Annotated in this window: 13 protein-coding genes; 6 read left to right on the top strand and 7 right to left on the bottom strand. The window is 67.7% G+C overall.

Translation table 11 applies throughout. The annotated features are described in order from the left end of the window. The first annotated feature begins 9 nt into the window (after positions 1-9). Genes V2S85_RS13455 through V2S85_RS13445 form a run of 3 tightly spaced genes read left to right on the top strand, consistent with a single transcriptional unit; the run spans position 10 to position 4,116 of the window. On the top strand, positions 10-1,509 hold the full coding sequence (locus tag V2S85_RS13455; protein WP_330703361.1) for a class I adenylate-forming enzyme family protein: 1,500 nt from the start codon (positions 10-12) through the stop codon (positions 1,507-1,509). 58 nt (positions 1,510-1,567) lie between these two features. After that, on the top strand, positions 1,568-2,695 hold the full coding sequence (locus tag V2S85_RS13450; RefSeq protein WP_330703360.1) for a CoA transferase: 1,128 nt from the start codon (positions 1,568-1,570) through the stop codon (positions 2,693-2,695). Beyond that, the gene (locus V2S85_RS13445; RefSeq protein ID WP_330703359.1) at positions 2,689-4,116 is read left to right on the top strand and encodes an amidohydrolase family protein; all 1,428 of its coding nucleotides are present in this window, start codon (positions 2,689-2,691) and stop codon (positions 4,114-4,116) included. The genes V2S85_RS13450 and V2S85_RS13445 overlap by 7 nt, the downstream gene beginning before the upstream one ends. Here the strand turns inward: V2S85_RS13445 and V2S85_RS13440 are convergent. Continuing rightward, complete coding sequence (locus V2S85_RS13440) at positions 4,051-4,995, bottom strand: enoyl-CoA hydratase/isomerase family protein (protein ID WP_330703358.1); 945 nt, start codon at positions 4,993-4,995, stop codon at positions 4,051-4,053. The genes V2S85_RS13445 and V2S85_RS13440 overlap by 66 nt on opposite strands. Before the next feature lie 330 nt (positions 4,996-5,325). Between V2S85_RS13440 and V2S85_RS13435 the strand changes: the two genes are divergently transcribed. The 3 genes from V2S85_RS13435 (at position 5,326) to V2S85_RS13425 (ending at position 9,483) form a co-directional block, all read left to right on the top strand. Next, a complete protein-coding gene (locus V2S85_RS13435) occupies positions 5,326-6,138 on the top strand; it encodes a helix-turn-helix domain-containing protein (protein ID WP_330703357.1) in 813 nt (270 codons plus the stop codon). 198 nt (positions 6,139-6,336) lie between these two features. Next, positions 6,337-8,523, top strand: a complete 2,187-nt coding sequence (locus tag V2S85_RS13430; protein WP_330703356.1) for an acyl-CoA dehydrogenase — start codon at positions 6,337-6,339, stop codon at positions 8,521-8,523. Between the two features lie 138 nt (positions 8,524-8,661). Next, positions 8,662-9,483, top strand: coding sequence for an enoyl-CoA hydratase/isomerase family protein (locus V2S85_RS13425; protein WP_330703355.1), 822 nt, complete (start codon positions 8,662-8,664; stop codon positions 9,481-9,483). A 134-nt stretch (positions 9,484-9,617) separates the two neighbouring features. Here the strand turns inward: V2S85_RS13425 and V2S85_RS13420 are convergent, their stop codons facing one another. The 6 genes from V2S85_RS13420 to V2S85_RS13395 all read right to left on the bottom strand — a co-directional run bounded on the left by V2S85_RS13420 (position 9,618) and on the right by V2S85_RS13395 (position 16,360). Further along, the gene (locus tag V2S85_RS13420; protein WP_330703354.1) at positions 9,618-10,337 is read right to left on the bottom strand and encodes a TetR/AcrR family transcriptional regulator; all 720 of its coding nucleotides are present in this window, start codon (positions 10,335-10,337) and stop codon (positions 9,618-9,620) included. Positions 10,338-10,343: 6 nt separating this feature from the next. Further along, a complete protein-coding gene (locus V2S85_RS13415; protein WP_330703353.1) occupies positions 10,344-11,825 on the bottom strand; it encodes an aldehyde dehydrogenase family protein in 1,482 nt (493 codons plus the stop codon). 43 nt (positions 11,826-11,868) lie between these two features. After that, positions 11,869-12,606 (bottom strand): SDR family oxidoreductase, encoded by a 738-nt coding sequence (locus V2S85_RS13410; RefSeq protein ID WP_330703352.1) that lies wholly within the window; start codon positions 12,604-12,606, stop codon positions 11,869-11,871. A gap of 111 nt (positions 12,607-12,717) precedes the next feature. Beyond that, positions 12,718-14,418: a class I adenylate-forming enzyme family protein gene (locus tag V2S85_RS13405; RefSeq protein ID WP_330703351.1), complete on the bottom strand. Its 1,701-nt coding sequence runs from the start codon at positions 14,416-14,418 to the stop codon at positions 12,718-12,720. A gap of 24 nt (positions 14,419-14,442) precedes the next feature. Further along, positions 14,443-15,426: an MDR family oxidoreductase gene (locus tag V2S85_RS13400; RefSeq protein WP_330703350.1), complete on the bottom strand. Its 984-nt coding sequence runs from the start codon at positions 15,424-15,426 to the stop codon at positions 14,443-14,445. A 271-nt stretch (positions 15,427-15,697) separates the two neighbouring features. Then, entirely contained in the window at positions 15,698-16,360 is a 663-nt protein-coding gene (locus V2S85_RS13395) for a TetR/AcrR family transcriptional regulator (protein ID WP_008830318.1), read from the bottom strand. Positions 16,361-16,509: the final 149 nt, after the last annotated feature.

The following is a 16,509-nucleotide window of genomic DNA, read 5'->3' as shown; positions in this document are numbered from 1 at the left end:
TACACGCCGATGAACATCGCCCTTCTTCTCGAAATGGCGGCCGAGGCCGCGCCCGACCGCATCGCCCTCGTCTGCGAGGGCAAGCGCTGGACTTACGCGGACCTCCTCGCCGCCGCGCGCGGCGCCTTCGCGGTCATCCAGGACAGCGGGGCCGAATACGTCGCCCTGCTCGACGAAAGCAGCGAGGCGGCGGTGATCGCGGTGTTCGGCGCGGCGCTGGCGGGAGTGCCCTACTGCCCGCTCAACTATCGCCTGCCCGACGCCGACCTCGCCGCGCTGCTGGGCCGCATCGCGCCCGCGCTGGTGATCGGCGACGAGGAGCGCGTGATGCGCATCGCCGGGAACCAGGGCCACACCATCCTGGCGCGCGAGGAGTTCACCCTCAAGTCGCAGGAGACGGTCCCGGCGGACGACGCGCGCGAATACGATCCCGGTGAAGGCGTGGCGATCCAGCTTTTCACCAGCGGCACCACGGCCGCGCCCAAGGCAGCGATCCTGCGCCATTCGAACCTGCTGGGCTACATCCTGGGCACCGTCGAGTTCGCCGGCGCCGACGAGGCCGACGCCGCGCTGGTGGTGGTCCCGCCCTACCACATCGCGGGCATCTCGGCGCTGCTGTCGTCGATCTATGCGCAGCGCCGGATCGTGATGCTGCCCGCCTTCTCGCCCGAAGGCTGGCTGGCGCTGGTCGAGGGCGAGGCCGTCACCAACGCCTTCGTCGTGCCGACCATGCTCGCGCGCATCATCGAGGCCATGGAGAAAGGCACGAGCGCCGACACCGCCTCGCTGCGCGCGATCGCCTATGGCGGCGGCAAGATGCCGCTGGAGGTGATCCACAAGGCCCTCGAACGGTTCCCGGCGGCGGGCTTCACCAACGCCTATGGCCTGACCGAGACGAGTTCCACCGTCGCCCTGCTCGGCCCCGACGATCACCGCGAGGCCCTCGCCTCCGACGATCCGAACATCCGCGCCCGCCTGACCTCGCTCGGCAAACCGATCCCGACCGTCGAGATCGAGATCCGCGGCGAGAACGGCGAAGTCCTCCCCACCGGCGAGCCTGGCGAGATCTACGTGCGCGGCGAGCAGGTCTCGGGCGAGTACAAGGAAAAGAGCGCGCTCGATGCCGAGGGCTGGTTTCCCACCCGCGACGCCGGCTACATGGACGCGGACGGCTACCTGTTCCTCTCCGGCCGCGCCGACGACGTGATCGTGCGCGGCGGCGAGAACATGTCGCCGGGAGAGATCGAGGACGTGCTGCTCACCCACCCGGCGGTCGCCGATGCCTGCGCCTGCGCGATCCCCTCGGTCGAATGGGGCGAGGCGGTCGGCGTCGCGATCGTCACCCGCGCCGGGCATGACGTACCGCCCGAGCACGAACTGAAGGATCTCGTCCGCTCGCGCCTGCGCTCCTCGCGCGTGCCTGAGAAGGTCGCCTTCGTCAGCGAACTGCCTTACAACGAGATGGGAAAGCTGCTGCGCCGCAAGGTGAAGGATGTCCTTGCCCTCTGACCGTCCTCATGGCCTGACGATTCCCCTCGCCCGCTGGGCCGAACGGCAACTGTGCGCCATGACCCGCGATCATGGCCTGCCGTTCCTGGATGCGGCGATGCTGATGGGCGAGCGTGCCGCGGCCGGGGGCTACAAGGTCGGCGCAAGGATCTCGGCCGGCCTCGGCGCCAGCCACCTCATGCCCACGCGCGACGGCGGCTGGTTCGCCCTGACGCTGATCCGCGAGGTGGACCGCGAACTTCTCCCGGCGCTGTTCGGCGACGCCACGATCGACACCGGCGACTGGAATGCCATCGCCGCCGCCGTGCTGCAGCACGACTGCGCCCATCTCGTCGCGACCGGGCGCCTGCTGGGCCTACCGGTGGCCGGCATGGACGAGACGCCCGCATCGCCTCCCGTCGAAGTCCTGCTCGCCGCCGACCATCGCCGGCGCATGCCGGGGCATCGGCCGCTGGTCGTCGATCTTTCCGCGATCTGGGCCGGTCCTCTGGCCGGGCACTTGCTGTGGCAGGCGGGCATGGAAGTGGTCAAGGTGGAGAGCCGGAGCCGCCCCGACCTCATCCGCCGCGACGATCCCGCGACGTTCGCGCGTATCAACCAGGGCAAGGCGAGCCTGCTCGTCGATCTCGCCGATGCCGGCCAGAAGGCCGCACTGGTGGCATTGATCCGCACGGCCGACGTGGTCGTCGAATCCGCGCGCCCGCGTGCGCTGCGCCAGATCGGCATCGATGCAGATTCCCTGGTGCGCGAAGTGCCGGGGCTCGTCTGGCTTTCGATCACCGGCCACGGCGCCACCGGCGAGGCGCAGCACTGGGTCGGCATCGGCAACGACTGCGGCGTCGCGGGCGGTCTCAGCCGCGCCATGGCCGAGGCGGGCGGCGGCATCGGCTATGTCGGCGACGCGATCGCCGATCCGCTGACCGGCATCGTCGCCGCGCGCGAGGGCCTCGCGGCGTGGCACAGCGGCTTCGCCCAGCGCATCGGGCTGTCGATGAGCGCCATCGCCGCCACCGCCTTGGCAGAGGAACGCGCCCACGACCGCGCCGCGATCGACGCCGACCTGCGCGCCTGGGGCCGCGCCGCAGGACAGCCGTTCGCCGCCGTGCCCCTGCGCGCCCTGCAGGCCCCCGTCAGCCCGATCGGTGCCGATACCGCGCGCTATCTCCTGCAAGCGTCGCCATGCTGATCCGCAATGCCGAAATCCGGGACTCGCCGGGGCGCGACTTGCGCATCGAAGGCGCCCGGATCGCGGCCGTCGGCACACTTGCGCCGCACCCCGGCGAGACGGTGATCGACGCCAAGGGCGGCCTGCTGCTGCCCGGCCTTCACGACCATCACATCCATCTGGCCGGGCTCGCGGCGCGGCAGGCCTCGGTCTCCTGCGGCCCTCCGGCGGTGCGCGACGCCGACGAACTGGCCCGGGCCCTGCAAGTACCGGGCAGCGGGTGGCTGCGCGCCATCGATTTCCACGAGAGCGTGCTGGGCGGCGCCCTGCCCGATGCCGCCATGCTCGACAGCCTCGTGCCGCAGCGGCCGCTGCGCCTGCAGCATCGTACGGGCCGGATGTGGCTGCTCAACACCCCGGCGCTCGATGCCCTGCTGGCCATGGCGCCGCCGCCCCCCGGCCTGGAGCGCGAAGGCGGCCGTTTCACCGGACGGCTGTTCGACGAGGACGCGTGGCTGCGCACCACGCTCGGCAGCGTGCCTCCCGATTTCGCGCAAGTCGCCGCCCGGCTCGCCGGGCTCGGGGTCACCGGGCTGACCGACATGTCGCCCGGGAACGATGCGCCGATCGCCAGGCATTTCGCGCAGCAACGCGCCGCCGGACGCTTGCCGCAGTCGATCGTCCTCGCCGGCAGCCCGGACCTGGCTGGGGCCGATCCGAAAGGCTGGCAGCTCGGCCCCGTCAAGCTGCACCTGCACGAAAGCGCCCTGCCCGACTTCGACGAGGCACTGGCGCTGGTCCGCGCCGCCCGCACGCAGGAGCGCTGCGTCGCGGTCCATTGCGTCACCGAAGTCGAGCTTGTCTTCACGGTCGCCCTTCTCGAAGCGGCGGGCGCCATGCCGGGAGACCGGATCGAGCACGCCTCGATCGCCTCCGCCGACATGGTGGTGCGCATGCGCGCGCTGGGGCTCGCGGTCTGCGTCCAGCCGCACTTCATCGCCCAGCGCGGCGACCGCTATCTCGCCGAAGTGGAGCCGCGCCACCATGGCGACCTCTACCGCCTGCGCAGCCTTCGCGATGCCGGCGTCGTGCTCTGCGGCGGCAGCGATGCGCCTTATGGCGAACCCGACCCGTGGAAGTCGATGGCCGCCGCCGTCAGCCGCCGGGCCCCGAACGGCATCGTCATCGGAGCGGACGAAGCGCTGTCCCCCGAGGACGCGCTAGCGCTCTACCTCGCCGATCCGCTCGACCTTGCTCGGCAGCGCCGGATCGTGCCGGGCGCGCCCGCCGACTTGTGCCTGCTGGATCGCCCGTGGCGGGAAGCGCGCGCCCGGCTGCTCGGCAACGACGTGCGACTGGTGATCGCCGGCGGCGCGCTAGTCCACCAGCGCGTCGACGAGCCCCCATTCGAGCGCCCGCTGCGCGCTGATACGGCGGCCTGACAGCACCAGGAGCGCGGTACGCTGGCGGCCTATCCGGCGTGTCAGCGAAACGCAGCCGCCGGCGCCCGGAATGATCCCCATCGCCAGTTCGGGAAGCTGGAACCACGACCGCCGTGTCGCGGTGATCCGCGCGGCGAATGCAGCCAGTTCGAGGCCCGATCCGACGCAGGCGCCATCGATCCGGGCGTGGAACCGATCGGCGCAGCGCGCGGCCTCGTGCGCGGGAAGCGTTCGGCAGCGGATGGCATGCGCCACGGCCGGATCGCGCGTGGTCCCGAATTCGTCGAGATCAGCCCCGAGACTGAACGCCTTGCCGGAACCTTCCAGCGTGATCGAGGCGATCGAGGAGTCCATGTTGAGGAGCGCGAAGGCCTCAGACAGCGCATCGCGCATGGCGCGATCGATCGCATTGCCCACCTCCGGCCGCGCCAGCACCGCCGACACCGCATCGCCTTCCCGCGTGAGCGTCACCGCGCCCGGTGTCGGGGTCGGGGCGGGGGCCGGCTGCCGCGCCCGGTGCCCCGCGATCCATGACCGGTGCGCCTCTGCGCCCTGCAGCGTCGCATAGGCCAGCGACTCTGCGACGAGGCCGTCCGGCACCGACAGCGCAGGCAGCAACCGCAGGAGCTGTATCAGAGTCGCAGCCGCGATCGGCGACGCCTGCACCGCCCGGACGAGTTGCACTGCATCGAATCCCTTTTCGACATGCGTATCCAACCGGGAAGCCAAAGGGTGCAGCGGGTTTCCCGTTCCGACGACCGGCCATGGCGGCAGTCGCAGGTCGTCCAGATGGTGCGGCGCGCTATCGAGATCGACGAAGGCAAGGGGTTCGGGCCACGCGAATCCGTCCCGAGCCAGATCCTCCGATACTACCGTCAATCTCTGAAGTTCCGGGGTTTTCATGGCATCCCAGGATGATTCTCGTCCGTGCTGCCGTGCATGGACCAGCCGGTCCCGGTTGACCAGCCGCCACGATCGCGCCCAGCCGCAGGAACACTGCCGGAAAGCCGCATTCCCGGCGCATTGCCCTCTCGATCCGTCATTCCGATCGTATACAAATTACCCGCTTGATGAACACCGTTGTTGATGCTAACCAAAGTCAGCAAAAAACGAGAATGACTCAGTTATCTGGGCAGCGACTCGGGATTGAGGCAGCACTCGGCGCTATACGATCGAGTTCATCAACCAATCGGAGGGAGGAGAGACCCCATGGCTGGCAAGGCAACGTCATCGAACAAGGCAAAGATCGCACGTCGCGTGATCGAGGTACTGGAGTACTTCGACGACGCGCACCGCGAAGCGACCGTCATGGACATCGTGCGCCGGTACAACCGGCCGCAGTCGAGCACATCCGAACTGCTTTCGAGCCTCGTCGAACTGGGGTTGCTGCACAAGGATCCCTACTCGCGCGCCTACAGCCTGACCCCGCGCGCGGCGCTGATCGGTACTTCGGGCCAGCCTGAACTGGTCCGTGACGGCCGCATCGTGCGGCTGATGGACCGCCTCGTCGCGCAGACCGGGCTATCGGTGGCGCTGCACTCGATGGTCGGGCTCGATGCCCAGATCGTCAACTGGCGCCATGGCCCGCGCGCCCCGGCTGCCACCCGCGAACTGGCGGGCGGCGTCAAGGAACCGCTGGCCCGCAGCGCGCCGGGCTGGCTGATGCTCTCGACCGTCGGGCGCCAGCGCTGCGAGGGGATGGTGCGCCGCCTCAACGCCGAAGCGGCCGAGCAGGACAAGTTCGCCTTTTCCGAGATGATGGCCCGCATCGACGCCTGCCGCGACCCGCGCCACCTGTTCGGCCCCGCGGGCTTCGCCACCGGCGCCGATGCGCTGAGCGGCCTCGTCCCGCGCCAGCCCGAGGGCCATCCCCTGGTCGTCAGCATCGTCTACGGCAAGGACGACAAGGTGAACCCCGAAGCGCTGTTCCAGTGCCTGAGCGACGCCATGCGTGCCTGCCTGCCCGACCCGGTGGCCCACCACCCCCAGTCGAGCGTCGAGCAGTTCTCGCACGCGGCCTGATTTATACATTCCAACGGGAAAGGGCCTCGCGGGCATGCTCGCGGGGCCTTTTTCCTTGCCGTCTTTCAGCGCCCGCGCGCATCGGCCCCGCGCATCGCCATCGTGCCCGCGATTGCCGCCGGAGCCGGATTGAACGCCCTTCGGACCTGTGTTCAGGACCGTGGTGAAGGACAACGATAAGCCCCGGGAAAGCCTGCCATGAACTTCGATCTCACCGACGAACAGGAAATGATGCGCGATACCTTCGCGCGCTTTCTCGACGAGCATTCCAGCATGTCACGCGTCCGCAAGGCGCAAGAGACGGACGGGTTAGATCCGGCGCTGTGGAGCGGCCTTGCCGAACTCGGGGCCTTCGCCATGCGCGTGCCCGAGGATGCGGGCGGCATGGACCTTGGCCTGTTCGATGCGGCGCTGCTGATGGAGGAGGCCGGGCGCACACTCGTCTCCGGGCCGCTTCCCGAGGCGCTGGTAGCGGCGCGGCTGCTCGGCCAGTTCGGTGGACGGGACGCATTGCTGGAGGCCGCGATCGGCGGCGAGGCGATCGTGACCATCGCCATGCACGATGCTGCGCAGCAATCGCGGCAGTGGATCGCGGGCGGTGCGGTAGCAAAGGCCATCATTTCGCGGCGCGGATCGGACGTGGTGCTCATCACCGGCTTCGATGGCAAAGCCGAGGCCAACCTCGCCGCCACGCCCATGGCCCAGATCGACCTTGCTGCGGGCGATAGCCTCGTGCTCGGTTCGGGCGAGAAGGCGCTCGCCCTGTTCGCCGCCGCGCTGGAGGAGTGGAAGCTCTACATGGCGGTCGCGCTGTCCGGAATCGGGCGGCAGGCGCTGCAGATGGCCGCCGTCTACGCGGGCGAGCGCAAGGCGTTCGGGCAGTTGATCGGCACTTTCCAGGGCATCTCGCACCCTCTCGCCGACCTCCTGTGCGACGTCGACGGCGCCAAGTTCCTCGCATGGAAGGCGATCCGGAACATCCACGATAACGCCGAAGAGGCCGCCGCGACGATCTCGCTCGCCTATTGGTACGCCTGCGATGCTGCGGCGCGATCGGTGGCGCAAGGCCTCCACACCTTCGGCGGCTACGGGCTGTCGAACGAGTACGACGTCCACCTCTACAATCTGCGGGCGAAAGCCTGGCCCTTGATGGCCGGCGACCCTGCGCTCGCTCTGGAAGAAGCCGGACGCCGCCTCTACGCCGGCGAAACGGTAGCCCTGCCCGCTTCGGGCGAAGTGCCTCTGGATTTCGACCTTGGCGACGAAGCCCGTCAGGTCTGCGCCGAGATCGCCGAACTCTTCGCGACGAAAGTCACGGCCGAGCAGAAGGCCAGGTTCCACTATTCCTGGGAAGGCTACGTCCCCGAAGTCCACAAGATGCTGGCGGAGCACAGCCTGCTGTTCCCCGGCCTGCCCGAGCATCTGTCCGGCCGCAAGATAACCCCTTACGCCCGCATCGCGGCGATGGGCGAGATGGAGCGGCAGGGCTACAACACGCCGGGCGCCAACGTCGCGGCGATGGTCGCGATGATGATCGACAAGTACGGTTCGGACGAACTCAAGGCCGAAGTGCTGCCGAAGATCGTCGGCGGCGATGTGCTGTGCTCGCTCGGCTATTCGGAGCCTTCATGTGGCTCGGACGTCTTCGCCGCACAGTGCAAGGCGACGCAGCTGGAGGACGGCTCCTGGCGCATCGACGGCACCAAGATGTGGACCAGCGGCGCCAACCTTTCGAGCTACGTACTGATGCTCACGCGCACCAACCCCGACGTGGCGAAGCACAAGGGGCTGACGATGTTCATCGTCCCCCTCAAGACCGAAGGCGTGACGGTTCAGGCCGTCCACACCTTCCAGGACGAGCGAACCAACATCACCTTCTACGACGGCGTGGTGATCCCGGATTCCTGGCGCCTGGGCGAGATCGACGGCGGCACGAAGACGATGAGCGCCGCGCTGGAACTGGAGCACGGCGGCGGTTTCTCCAAGGTCATGAAGGCGATGATCGAGGCGGCCGAGGAAGTGACCCGCGAACTCGGCATCGACGGCGAGGTGCGCACCCGGTGCCGCCTGGCGCGCAGCGTGGCGCACTTGTGGATCTCGGACATGCTGACGTACCGCGCGCAGTGGTCCAGCATCGAAAAGAAGCCGAACCACGCCTTCGGGCCGATGTCGAAGATGTACTCCTCCGAGAAGTTCCTCAGCGACAGCCGCGACCTGCTGGACCTGACCGCGCCGCTCTCGCTCTCCAAGCGCGAGGGGGCAGTCGCGCTGCTCAACCAGTGTTACCGTCATGCGGCGGGCACGACGATCTACGGCGGCACCAGCGAGGTGCACCGCTCGATGGTCGCCGAACGCGGGCTCGGCCTGCCGCGAACGCGGGGGTGAGTTATCTCAATTCGTCATTGCGAGCGCAGCGAAGCAATCCAGGGCAGTCTTGCGCCGCTCTGGATTGCTGCGCTGCGCTCGCAATGACGAATTTGGGTTATGGAAGACATGGGCCGCTGGCTTGGGAGTAATGCACAAGTGACTGAAGACGCACCGCACCTGCTGACCGAGGAAACAGACGGCATTCTCGTCGCCACGCTCAACCGGCCGGACAAGCTCAACGCCATCAGCCGCGAAATGATGGACCTCCTCTCCGAAGCCGTGCTGCGCCTGCGCGAGCGGGCGGACCTCAAGGTCATGCTGATCCGCTCCGCCGGGCGCTACTTCAGTTCGGGCGCGGACCTTCGCGGCGGCAACCGCAACATCCAGTCCGAAGCCAACGTCGCCGCCAACTCCGCCAGCAAGATCCGCGAGAACCATCGCCTCAACCTCAACACCATGCAGCAACTCTGGGACGAGATGGAGCATGTCGAGAAGCCCATCGTCGCCGCGCATCATGCGATATGCGTGGGCGGCGGGCTGGAGATGAGTCTGTCGTGCGACTTCCGCCTCGCGGCGAAAAGCGCGGCCTATGCCTTCCCGGAGGGGCTGTTCGGGGTGCTGCCGGCCTCCGGCGGCGTCTCGCGGTTGACGCGGATTTGCGGGCCGCACTGGGCGCGTTGGCTCATCATGGCCAACAAGCCCGCCAGCGCCGACATGGCCCTGACCATGGGGCTGGTCCACCAGGTCTACGAGGACGAAACGTTCGAGGCCGAGGTGATGGACTTCTGCCGTCATCTCGCGAAGCAGAACGGCGAGCAGATGGGCGCGGCAAAGGTGGCGATCGAACTCTGCGCCGAGCTGGGCCGCGACTCCGGGCGGCATGTCGAGCGCATGGGCAACAGCGCCCTGATGCTGAACCCGGACTATATCAAAGGCATGGAGGCCTACCTGAAGGGCGTAGGCGGCAAGACGAAGTAGGGCCGAGTTCCTCCCCGAGCTTGTCTCGGGGAGGGGGACCGCCGCGAAGCGGTGGTGGAGGGGAAGCGTTCGAACAATTCCCCTCCATCAGCCCTGACGGGCTGCCACCTCCCCGAGACACACTTGGGGAGGAATTACTGCCTCGCGTCGCTGATCGCGAATTCCATCAGCCTCGCGCCCGGCACCAGATAGCGGTCCTCGCTCAGTTCCGGCTCGATGCCCACCAGCTTGCGCAGTTCCTTGTCGGTCACCAGTGTCACTGAACGCTCGATGCCGATCATCACCATCGTCGCCATCGAGGTATGCGGCCCCAGCCCTACGGCCTCATCGCTCATCTGCTGCACGAGCAGCGCGATGATCGGGCGGCTGCTGCGGATGCGGTGCGCCATCATGCGCGCGTCCTGCTGGTCCGCCAGTGCATTGCGCAAGTGGAGCAGCCGCGAATGCCGTGCCCAGAACCCGTGGTAGGCCCGGACGAAACCATAGCAGCGCGCATAGAGATCCTCGTCCGGCCAACGCTCGCGCACCAGCGAGAGATAATCGTCCTCGGCCGTGGCCATCACCGGGTCAAGCACCGCCAGCAGCAGTTCGGTCATGTCGGTGAAGTAGTTGTACACCGAGGTCATCCCCAGCGACGCCCCCCGCGCCACGCGGGCGAGCGTCACAGGTTCCTCCGAATCCTCGATCAGCTCGATCGCCGCCGCAAGGATGCGCTCTCGCGTAATCCTGCCCTTGCGGCCCAGCCGCTGCCCGCTCAGGTTGTGGCTGACGGCCGCGCAGGCCGTTGCCACCGCGGCCGCCAGCGGCTGGGACAGGCCCGCGAAGTGGTCGGTCTCGCTCTCCTTCCCGGGCATCGCGCCTCAGGCGGCTTCCACCTGGCCGACCGGCCAGGCGAGCAACTTGACGTCGGTGAATTCCTCGATCCCCTCAAGGCCCCATTCGCGGCCCATGCCGCTGGCCTTGAAACCGCCGAAAGGAATGTCGCCGGCGATGCACATGCCGTTGTTCACGCTCATCGAGCCGGTACGGACCTTGCGCGCGATGGTGATCGCGCGATCATGGCTACCCGATACGCCGCCCGAAAGGCCGTAGGAACTTTCGTTGGCGATGCGGATGGCATCCTCGTCATCCGCATAGGGAATGACCACCAGGACCGGGCCGAAGATCTCTTCCTGGGCAATGCGCATGGAATTGGTAACGTCCGCGAAGCAGGTCGGCTCCACGAAATATCCGCCGCCCTTGTCGGGACGGATGTTGCCGCCTGCAAGCAGCGTTGCACCTTCCTGCTGGCCGAGGTCGATGTAGCTTTTCACCCGCTCCATCTGCCGCTTCGATACGACCGGCCCCATGATGTGCGCCGGATTGTCGATATCGCCCCAGTTGTCGCCGAAATTGCCATAGGCGCCCTTGAGAACGGCCTTGGCCTCCTCGTAGCGGCTCTGCGGCACCAGCAGACGCGAGTGGACCGCGCAGCCCTGCCCGGCATGGAACACCAGCATGCTCATCGCCACATCCATGGCGAAGTTCGGCGCATCGTCGAGCACGATCTTGGCCGACTTGCCGCCCAGTTCGAGGAATACGCGCTTCAGCGTCGGGGCGCCCTGTTCCATGATGCGCTTGCCGACGCCGGTGGACCCGGTGAACGAGATCAGGTCGACGCGCGGGTCAGTGACGAGCATCTCGCCCGCCAGCGCGGGGTCCGCGCCGAAGACGACGTTGATGACGCCATCGGGGAAGCCCGCCTCGGCCGCCAGCTCGCCGAAGATCGCGCCCATGCCCGGAGTGTCCGGCGCCGGCTTGAGGATCACCGTGCAGCCGGCCAGCAGCGCCGCCACGACCTTGCCGATGTTGACGTAGAGCGGCACGTTCCACGGCGTGATGGCGCCGACGACGCCCACCGGCTCGCGCACGCCGACACGCTTGTGGATCATGCCGAAGGCCGGTTTCTCGCCGTAGTCCTTCTCCCATTCGAGCTTGTCGAACACGGCCATGTAATCGTCCCAGCCGTCGATCGCCATGCCGACATGGGCACGGCCCACCGCACCCTGCGCCGCGCCGGCTTCGTGGATCGCCAGCTGGCCGAGACGGGGGCGTTCGCGTTCGAACAGTTCGCGGTACTTTTTCACAAGGGCGACGCGCTTCTCGACGTTGGTGGCCCAGTCAGTGTCGTCGAAGGCGCGGCGGGCGGCGGCGATCGCCTCGTTCACGTCGGCGGCGGTGGCGTCGGCGGCCTTGCCGACGGGCGCGCCGGTCCAGGGGCTGATGACGTCGAACGTGGCGCCGCCGGTGGCATCGCGCAGCTTGCCGTCGATGTAGAGCCGGGCGTCGGGAAGAGTGGTCATGGCGTTGTCCTTGCCGAAAGAGTGTTCGATGTCAGATCTTGGGTCAGATCTTGCGCGCGCCGATCGAGACGTGGCTGATGCGCACGTCCGCAGGCAGGTCGATCACCGCGCGGAAAATGCCCGTCGGAGATGCGGAGTGCGAGACCGGCCGCTCCCGCAGGTCCAGCCCGTTCTTCGCGCAGCCCGTATGGAAGCGCATGGCGGCGTCGCGGTCCCAGTTCGGCGAGGACTTGCCCTCATCGTACATCGGCCCCGCACGCAGCAGGGCGACGCGGATACCACTTTCCTCCAATTCGGCTTCCAGCGCGGTGGTGAACATCTCCAGCCCCGCCTTGCTCGCCTGATAGAGCGACAGCATAACGAACGGCACCGCGACGGACTCGCTGCCGACGTTGATGACAAGGCCGCCACTCTCCATCATCGGAATCGCCGCGCGGCAGCAGTAGATCGGGCCTCTGAGGTTGGTATTCAGGATGCCGTCGATCTGCTCGTCGGTGGCTTCCGCCACGGTGAACGGCTCGTAGATACCGGCATTGTTGATGAGCACATCGATCTTCGGATGGACCGCGGCAATCTGCGCGAAAGCAGCGCGAACGGACGCGGCATCGGCGACGTCGCATTGCACACCGAGCGCAGGCGCCCCCAGTTCGTCCGCCAGCGCCTGCACCTTCGACAACGTACGGCCGAGCAGGATCACCGTCTCGCCCTCGCTTGCGAAACGCTGCGCCAGAGCCTTGCCCAGCCCCGATCCGGCGCCTGTGATAACGATGGTCTTGCCCACGCTTCCTCCGCTCCCTTGCCGCCCGCTGCATGGGGGTCGGCTGCTTGTCACACACCATAGCGGCTTGGTTGGGCGCCGCCTATCGCTGGACAACGCGCCGGGGCGATGACCTCAGCCAGCCAGCCGCTCCGCCGCCAGCTTGCGCAGTTCGGCGGTCTTGATCTTGGCGCTGCCGGTGGTTTCGAGATCACCCTCCGCCACGAAGAGGATGCGGCGCGGCAGCTTGTAGCTGGCCAGCTTTTCCTTGGCAAAATCGCGGATCGCCTCGGCGCTGGGTGCGGTGCCCTCCACAGGGACTATGCACGAGACGACGAGTTCTCCGAGCAGCTCGTCGGGCACGCCCACCGTCTGCGAGACTTTCACTTCCGGGTGCGCGCGGATGACCTCGTCGATCTCCAGCGGGGAGACGTTGGCGCCGCCGGTCTTGATGATGTCGTTGAGGCGGCCTTCCCAGAACAGGCGGCCCTCGGCGTCCACATAGCCGCCGTCGGCGGTGCGCAGGAAGCCGTCGTCGTCGGTCGAATCGCTCAGCGGAATGCCGAGGTAACCGAGCATCACCGTCGCCCCCTTCACCGCGACTTCGCCGCGCTCACCCAGCGGCATCGTCGCGCCGGTCAGCGGATCGACGATCTTGATCGTGGAGCCAGCGGTCGGAATGCCGTGAGACTTGCCCGCGACCGCCTCGGGCGTGCCGGACGGATAGACGGTGATGAGGGTGAAGGTCTCGGTATTGCCATAAGCCTGCCCCGGCTCGCGCCAAGTGGTCGAGACGGTGGGCTGGCGCGCGATCGGCATGTTCGCATCAACATAGACCAGTGACGACAGGTCGACGTCGGCGTAGTTCGGCGCGGCCTCAAGCTGCGGCCACTGGTGCGGCCAGGCGAGCGCCATGTTGGCCCGCTCGGCCGTCATCAGGTCGAGCGCCTCGGCGGCATCGAACCAACGTTGCAGCACCAGCGTCCCCCCGCGCGAGAGCGTGCCGCCCAGCGCGCAGGCGAAGTTGCCCGACCAGAAGAAGCCGTTCGCCGACCACGTCCGGGCGGGAAGATCATCGGAAATCGCGTACCACTGCGGCCAGCGCCAGAGCTGCAGGCACACCCCGCGGTGCGCGCTGAGAATACCCTTGGCCTTGCCGGTCGAGCCCGAGGAGAACAGCAGGATGCCGGGATCGGCGGGCGAGACCGCGTCGCTCGCGGCGAGCACGAGGTCTTCGGCCACATCGCGGCCGCGCGCGAGGAAGGCGCCCTGCCCCTCGATCATGCCCAGCGGCTCGTCACTGTCGACCATCGCCGCATAGCGCAGGAACGGGAACGTGCGCGAGGCGAGCGCGCCGGGCTTGGCGGTCAAGACTTCGGGCTCCAGCCCCGCCAGCATTTCGGCGAAGTCCTTCTTCAGCACCGAGCGCTCGAGCAGCAGCACCGAGACGCCCGAGGCCTTGAGCACCACTTCCAGTTCGGTCGGCGTGAAGAAGGTGCTGATCGGCGTCGCCACGCACCCGGCCAGCGCTGCACCGAACACGGCGGCAAGGAATTCGGGGCGGTTGGTCATCAGCACGCCCACGCGCGTGCCCTTGCCGGTGCCGAGCGCCAACAGCGACTTCGCGACCTCCAGCGAGCGGGCGTAGAGATCGTCGTACGTCCAGCGCACGACCTCCCCATTCAGGTGGATCACCGCAGCCTCTCGCGGGCCGTAGTGCGCAGTGACCTCGCGCACGTAGCCGCCCAGCGTCAGCGCGCCGATGCCCTGTTCCTCGCCGAGAGGAATGCCGTGGACGACCGAAAGGCCGTCCACCACCTTGACCGAAGCCGTCATGCCGTCCTCTTCGCTATGCTTACGTCAGGCGTTCACGTCGACGATGAAGCGGCCCTTGACCTCGCCCGACATGAACTTCTTCGCGGCCTCCACCGCATCACCAAGGCCGATGGTCTGGCCGATGGTGTCGAGCGCGGCGGGATCGAGATCCTTCGCCAGACGGTCCCATGCCTTCAGACGCTTGGCCTTCGGCGCCATGACGCTGTCAATGCCGAGCAGTGCCACGCCGCGCAGGATGAACGGCATCACCGTCGCCGGAAGGTCCGCACCCTGCGCCAGACCGCAGGCCGCCACCGCGCCGCCGTACTTCGTCTGCGCGCAGGCATTGGCGAGGGTGAAGCTGCCAGCCGTATCGACGACACCCGCCCAGCGCTCCTTCTGCAGCGGCTTGCCCTTCTCGGCCAGTTCGGCGCGGTCGATGATGGTTTCGGCGCCGAGCGCCTTGAGATAGTCCGCCTCGCCCGGCTTGCCGGTCAGCGCGGCGACCGAATAGCCCAGCTTCTTGAGGATCGCGATGGCGACCGAGCCGACGCCGCCGGTGGCGCCGGTGACGAGCACCTCGCCCTGATCCGGGGTCACGCCGAAATCGACCAGCGCATCGACGCACAGCGCCGCCGTGTAGCCCGCCGTGCCGATCGCCATCGCCTGCGCCGGGGTGAAGGCCGAAGGCAGCGGCACCAGCCAGTCGCCCTTGAGCCGCGCCCTCTGCGCGAGACCGCCCCAGTGGACTTCGCCCACGCCCCAGCCGTTGAGGACGACGGTGTCGCCCGCTTTCCAGTCGCCATGGCTGCTCTCGGTCACGGTGCCGACGAGGTCGATGCCGGGCACCATCGGGAACTTGCGCACGACCGGCGAGGCGCCGGTGATCGCGAGGCCGTCCTTGAAGTTGAGCGTCGAGTAGGCGACGTCGATGGTCACGTCGCCTTCGGGCAGCGCGCTTTCGTCCAGCTGCTGGAGGCCGACGGTCTGGCCCTGTTCGGTCTTGTCGATGACGATGGCGGAAAACATCTCTGGCGAACTCCCTCTTCGGCCCGATACGGGGTCGAACTCGCCTGCCGTGCTGACGGGTTCGGACCCCATGCGTCAATGCCGGCGGGACATGGCATCGCGGAGGCGAAATGGAAGTGGCTCGCCGAGGGGGCTTCGACAAGCTCAGCCTGAGCGGGGTTGGGAAGTTTACACTGCTTCAAACGGGGGCTGTGAGGTTTACACCACTTCCGCTCACCCTGAGCTTGTCGAAGGGTCAGGCACGGCCTGTCGAAGCCCCCTCACCGCGAGACTACGCAGCCCCATCCTCCGCCGCCAGCCGCGCCGCCACTTCGGGAAAGCGCGAGGCGTTCATCGAGCCGTACATCGAGAGGCGCAAAATCTCGTGGCTGAAGCGCTTGGTGAGGGCATTGCGCTCCTCCTCGTTCGCCGCGTGCGCACGCGCGAAGATCGGCCAGAAGAACACGCCGGCAAGGTTCATCACCGAGAACACCTCGGCATCGATCCCCGGCATCGCCAGCTTGGTATCGGCAAAGCGCTGCAGCGATCCCGCATACTCGCGCCAGAACGGGTCCTGGCTGGGGTCCGGCGAGGCCAGCACCTGCTGCAGCCAGACGCGGCAGATTTCCGGGTTCTCCATGGCGAAATCGCAAAGGCGGTCGGTGAGCGCGGCGGTATCGACTTCCTCGACGCGGCGATCGCCGATCGTCTCCGGATCGCCGAACACGGCGCGGAACAGCTTGTCCGAAACCCACTGGATCGTCGCCTCGATCAGCTTCTCGCGCGTTTCGAAGTGCTGGTAGGCCGTACCCCGGTTGACGGCCGCCAGATGCGCCACCGCAGACAGGCTGACCCCCTCAAGCCCGTCCTTTGCGAGCAGGTTGCTGGCCGCCTCGAGGATCGTCTCGCGCGTCGCGATCGGATCCCTGACCCTGCGCCTGGTCCTCGCTTCCATGTCTGCCCCCGATTACCCGTAAAAGGGGGCGGCTATAGCGAGGGTGTCACTGAACAGCAATGTTGACTGAGATGTGATACACAATCGATAGCAAAATGCCGTGGGGGCGATTCCGGCGCCCCCCGCCCTCAGTTCGTCATTGCGAGCGA

The sequence above is a fragment of the Novosphingobium resinovorum genome (assembly GCF_036352595.1).
In the GTDB taxonomy this organism is placed as follows: domain Bacteria; phylum Pseudomonadota; class Alphaproteobacteria; order Sphingomonadales; family Sphingomonadaceae; genus Novosphingobium; species Novosphingobium resinovorum_B.
This window is presented reverse-complemented; position numbering and strand designations above follow the sequence as displayed.

What these genes read in the sequence shown, in the direction of transcription:
- V2S85_RS13455 (WP_330703361.1), top strand. Translation starts at nt 10, where the DNA reads ATGAACATCGCCCTTCTTCTCGAAATGGCGGCCGAGGCCGCGCCCGAC.
- V2S85_RS13450 (WP_330703360.1), top strand. Translation starts at nt 1,568, where the DNA reads ATGACCCGCGATCATGGCCTGCCGTTCCTGGATGCGGCGATGCTGATG.
- V2S85_RS13445 (WP_330703359.1), top strand. Translation starts at nt 2,689, where the DNA reads ATGCTGATCCGCAATGCCGAAATCCGGGACTCGCCGGGGCGCGACTTG.
- V2S85_RS13435 (WP_330703357.1), top strand. Translation starts at nt 5,326, where the DNA reads ATGGCTGGCAAGGCAACGTCATCGAACAAGGCAAAGATCGCACGTCGC.
- V2S85_RS13430 (WP_330703356.1), top strand. Translation starts at nt 6,337, where the DNA reads ATGAACTTCGATCTCACCGACGAACAGGAAATGATGCGCGATACCTTC.
- V2S85_RS13420 (WP_330703354.1), bottom strand. Translation starts at nt 10,337, where the DNA reads ATGCCCGGGAAGGAGAGCGAGACCGACCACTTCGCGGGCCTGTCCCAG.
- V2S85_RS13415 (WP_330703353.1), bottom strand. Translation starts at nt 11,825, where the DNA reads ATGACCACTCTTCCCGACGCCCGGCTCTACATCGACGGCAAGCTGCGC.
- V2S85_RS13405 (WP_330703351.1), bottom strand. Translation starts at nt 14,418, where the DNA reads ATGACGGCTTCGGTCAAGGTGGTGGACGGCCTTTCGGTCGTCCACGGC.
- V2S85_RS13400 (WP_330703350.1), bottom strand. Translation starts at nt 15,426, where the DNA reads ATGTTTTCCGCCATCGTCATCGACAAGACCGAACAGGGCCAGACCGTC.
- V2S85_RS13395 (WP_008830318.1), bottom strand. Translation starts at nt 16,360, where the DNA reads ATGGAAGCGAGGACCAGGCGCAGGGTCAGGGATCCGATCGCGACGCGC.